Here is a 4291-nt window from a genome sequence, read left to right as displayed (position 1 = left end):
ATGTTGGCTCGGTAGCTCAGTCGGTAGAGCAGAGGACTGAAAATCCTCGTGTCGGCGGTTCGATTCCGTCCCGAGCCACCATTTTTTTATGCCGGCTTAGCTCAATTGGTAGAGCAACTGACTTGTAATCAGTAGGTTGGGGGTTCAAGTCCTCTAGCCGGCATCATTTAGGGGCATAGTTTAAAGGTAGAACTGAGGTCTCCAAAACCTCCAGTGTGGGTTCGATTCCTACTGCCCCTGTAAAGTATATGGGCCTATAGCTCAGCTGGTTAGAGCGCACGCCTGATAAGCGTGAGGTCGATGGTTCGAGTCCATTTAGGCCCACCATATATTATTCCGCAGTAGCTCAGTGGTAGAGCTATCGGCTGTTAACCGATCGGTCGTAGGTTCGAGTCCTACCTGCGGAGCCATGGCCCGTTGGTCAAGTGGTTAAGACACCGCCCTTTCACGGCGGTAACACGGGTTCGAATCCCGTACGGGTCATACAAAAAAGAGTCAGCATTATGCTGGCTCTTTTTTATTTTGTTAATCCTTTTTATTACGTTACTTTCCAGAAATAAATAAAGGAATTTTGGAAAAGCTATGGTATGTATAAAAAGGAGGAAATAAATAATGACACGAGTTAGAGACTTAATGAGTACCCATATTGTACATTGTACACCGCTAGACAATGTATATGAGGCAGCTGTTAAAATGAAGGAAGAATCAGTTGGATTAATTCCTGTTGTTGAAAATGAGCAAGTTGTTGGGCTTGTTACTGATCGTGATTTAGTCGTTCGAGGGATTGCTGAAAAACATCCTGGATCTAATAAAATTACAAATGTAATGACAACAAATATTATCTCAGTTTCTCCAAATGATTCTATTGAAAAAGCTACAGAGCTAATGGCACAGCATCAAATTAGACGATTACCAGTAGTTGATAGTGGTCAACTTATTGGCATGTTAGCACTAGGAGATTTAGCTATAAGGGAATCAGCAGATGATCAAGCTGGATTTGCCTTGAGTGAAATCTCAGAGCGTACAGAGTAAATTGAAACTTTAATTAACCGAGAGTTTAATGGTCACTCATAAAGAGCTAAATTATATATAAATTTCAGATACATTATTCTAGCGTATATGGATTAAACTAATATGTTAGCGTGATGTATCTGAGACATTATATAATAAGGATACGGTTAATAATTTCGACATTTTTTTAAAATTTGTTATTCTTAATTTTTAATAAGAGAAAAGATGATATACTGATAGATATAAGTATTATGATAGATTTCGAATATAACAATATTAATTTTTAGTGGTGCGATAATAAATTAATATTTCCTACATAGATGAAAAGGGAAGGGGAATTATATGAAGGCTGTACAGGGCGATCCAAATTGGAATTTGGTTACAGATACATATATAGAACCAAATAATTTCGCTGAATTATTTTCTTTGCTTGTACCTTGTCACCCAAAAGGTGAGGGGAAAGAACGAACTATATTAGTATGGAAAGAGAAAGAATTTTATAAAGAAGAAAATTTAGCGGCATTTATCGTATATGGCATGAATAAAGCAAAGAAATTACCGCAGTTTCATAAAGATGAAATTCCAACTTTAGTGCGTATTCTTCGCTTATGCCAAGAGATTGGTTGGTATGAAGAGGCAAATGATTTTATGATAGCGCAAGGATTAGCTGAGTTTGTTCATACTTCATTGGAATATGAAACATGGGATCTTTTGACGCAATCAGTTGCTTTAAATTATTTAATTATTAAATATCGTATAGGTGAATTGACAGATAGGGATATTGAAATTTGGGATAGAGTTAAATTTAATGAGAAGTGTATAACCGATTGTAAACATTTATTATCTCATAAAGAAGTATTGGAATTTACATTCTTTTATATGTGCAAGAGAGCGAAATCATTATCAAAAGAGCAATTAAATAGTGATATGATGAGTTTAGCAATGTATTGTAATACTTTTGTATATGATTTGTATACACATGATTTATTACGGAAATATCGTAAGTGTACAGATTTCCTATCATATTATGGACCTAGTCAGGCAGTTTTAGCATGTCAAAGAGCTGTATTATCTCAAATTTCTGATCGCTTAGACCCATTAAAGACAACACATGTAGATGATTATTTATATGTGATGAAAGAAATGATGGAGCATATGACGATAGGAGTAATGGATCGATATGGTCATTTTATTGGAAAGCTACTATCTTATGTGCCATTTTTCGAAATGATACAAGTTCCACAGCATGCATATTATTGTGAAGAATTACTGTATATTTGTAAGGGCATTGAATATAAAGAAGAAACACTACGCAATTATATATTTATACAATTACATGATTGTTTACCATCATTCTTTAGGCTATTTCTTAAAAATAAGCGTTACGCAACGATTCATGATATTCTTTTCTATTGGTGCGATGACGAACAACGAATGAGCTTAGAGAAAAAATATAATCTGAGCTTTATTTATGAAAAATATGCTTGTGGATAAACAATATTTTCGATATGAAAAATTAATATAAATTAAAAAGGATCTCCAGTTTATGTGAGATCCTTTTTTGTTAGTAAAACAAGGAGAAAGTGATTAAGACAAGAAAAAACATTCCATATAGGAGAAGTTGTTCAGTATAACTTCCTTGTATACCAAAAAAAGTATTGGCTTTCTTATACAAATTCAATATGTATTTTATTGGAGTATCTTTGAAAGATTGGTACACAGTGTCTCCTCTTTCTAAGCTTCTTGTTCTTGTTTTTGTTTTTGGTTATAAGGGACATTAATATATCTAGCTACAAATAATAAAACAGCCATAAAGAATACTGGAAATACAGTAGATAAATAAAAGCCATTACTAATTATATTTGTTATGAGAGCACTCAAAAGAAAAATAGCATTATAAATATGGGCAATTTTTTGTTTTAGTTGCACTTGAAATGATTCCATCATAATTTCTAATGCAACAAAAGCAATAATAATAGATAAAAATACAATGTTTGTATTGTAAATGATTAAACAACAGATTAAACCTAAAAAGGCTACGTATTCAATTATAAGAGGTATATTGCGTGGCATACAATTTACCTAACTAAATATGGCAGTGGATTTACTGCATTTGTTTTTTCAAAATTCCATTCTCCATTATGTAATTCAAAATGAAGATGCTGCCCGTATGAATGACCTGTGTTTCCCATATGACCTATTAATTGTCCAGTTTGTACTTGATCACCAGCTTGTACAGTGCGATCCTTCATATGAGCATAAACAGTTGTATATAATTTCCCATTGATTTGATGTGCAATGAAAACAACATTGCCATAGCTAGCTGAATAATAAGATTTCACAACTTTACCTGCAGCAGCAGCTTGGATAGAGACGTTTCCTGGAGCGGCAATATCTATACCATAATGCATTTGTTCCCAGCGTATATCAAAGGTTGAGCTAATTCTTCCTTGAGCAGGGAATTTGAAAGCAGCTGGAATTGATGAAGGTTGATCTGTTTTAGCTTGTGGTTGATTTTGTACTACATAGTGTTTTGCTACATATCCGTATCCTGTGCCAAAACGAATTTTATACCAAGTTCCTACAGTTTCTACTACTTGTACTTGTGTACCGTTTTGTAATGAACCGAGTAGAGCGCTACTTGTACTAGCGTTGCTACGTACATTTAGATTAGGTGTTGCAACAGTATATTTTGTATTATTTTGAACGGTGATTCCTTTTACTAAGGGTTGTGAACCATTAGAGATGAATGCTTTTTGTACGTAACCTGTTTGGCCATTATGCGATATTTTATACCATTCGCCTTGATCTTCTTGAACGGTAATAAACTTGCCATTTGGTAATACATCTAAAATGGAAGATTCTAAATTAGGTTCAGAGCGAACGTTTAATGCATTAGCATTAACGATGTATTGATCATTAGAATGAAGTTTGTTTTTTAGTAAAATAGCATCTTTTTGTACATAACCTACTTTATTATGAACAGATACTTTATACCACTCATTAGTTGTTTCAAGGATGTTCACTTTTGTATTAAAGCGAATTGTATCAATTGATGTGCTTTTTACGTTATCTTCTGTATGTAATGCTACTTGATCGACTTTGACATACCCAGTTTTAATATTAGATAATTGTTCAGCGTTTGCTTTTTGTACATTTGTTTCACCCATAGAAGGAAGTAAAGAAGCAATCGCTACAGTAGTTGCTGTTAAAGCAGTAGCTTTCATATTCATGGAATAGAGACCTCCTCTAGTTGTATAGTTGTAATTTTATTATAGTA

The 4291-nt window shown here is 33.8% G+C and carries 4 protein-coding genes and 6 tRNA genes; 8 read left to right on the top strand and 2 right to left on the bottom strand.

Annotated elements, in window-relative coordinates; all coding sequences use genetic code 11:
* Positions 1–5: 5 nt before the first annotated feature.
* From ACQGSG_RS26980 to ACQGSG_RS26945, 8 genes are all read left to right on the top strand, one after another.
* Positions 6–81 (top strand) — tRNA-Phe (locus ACQGSG_RS26980).
* Between the two features lie 9 nt (positions 82–90).
* A tRNA-Thr gene (locus ACQGSG_RS26975) sits at positions 91–163 on the top strand.
* Positions 164–169: 6 nt separating this feature from the next.
* Positions 170–240, top strand: a tRNA-Trp gene (locus tag ACQGSG_RS26970).
* A gap of 10 nt (positions 241–250) precedes the next feature.
* Positions 251–327 (top strand) — tRNA-Ile (locus ACQGSG_RS26965).
* 8 nt (positions 328–335) lie between these two features.
* Positions 336–410 (top strand) — tRNA-Asn (locus ACQGSG_RS26960).
* 1 nt (position 411) lies between these two features.
* A tRNA-Glu gene (locus ACQGSG_RS26955) sits at positions 412–483 on the top strand.
* A 129-nt stretch (positions 484–612) separates the two neighbouring features.
* The gene (locus tag ACQGSG_RS26950; protein ID WP_000199011.1) at positions 613–1032 is read left to right on the top strand and encodes a CBS domain-containing protein; all 420 of its coding nucleotides are present in this window, start codon (positions 613–615) and stop codon (positions 1030–1032) included.
* A gap of 321 nt (positions 1033–1353) precedes the next feature.
* Positions 1354–2505 carry a DUF3965 domain-containing protein gene (locus tag ACQGSG_RS26945; RefSeq protein WP_000648912.1) on the top strand — a complete coding sequence of 384 codons (1152 nt, stop codon included), beginning with the start codon at positions 1354–1356 and terminating at the stop codon, positions 2503–2505.
* A gap of 240 nt (positions 2506–2745) precedes the next feature.
* Here ACQGSG_RS26945 and ACQGSG_RS26940 read toward each other — a convergent pair whose 3' ends face one another.
* Both ACQGSG_RS26940 and ACQGSG_RS26935 read right to left on the bottom strand, forming a co-directional pair.
* On the bottom strand, positions 2746–3084 hold the full coding sequence (locus ACQGSG_RS26940) for a hypothetical protein (protein WP_001137824.1): 339 nt from the start codon (positions 3082–3084) through the stop codon (positions 2746–2748).
* A 5-nt stretch (positions 3085–3089) separates the two neighbouring features.
* Positions 3090–4244 carry an SH3 domain-containing protein gene (locus ACQGSG_RS26935; protein ID WP_001056031.1) on the bottom strand — a complete coding sequence of 385 codons (1155 nt, stop codon included), beginning with the start codon at positions 4242–4244 and terminating at the stop codon, positions 3090–3092.
* Positions 4245–4291: the final 47 nt, after the last annotated feature.

The sequence above is a fragment of the Bacillus sp. GMa5/1 genome (genome assembly GCF_050172015.1).
Lineage (GTDB): Bacteria > Bacillota > Bacilli > Bacillales > Bacillaceae_G > Bacillus_A > Bacillus_A cereus.
The sequence above is the reverse complement of the archived record's forward strand: the minus strand, read 5'-3'. Positions and strand labels throughout refer to the sequence as shown.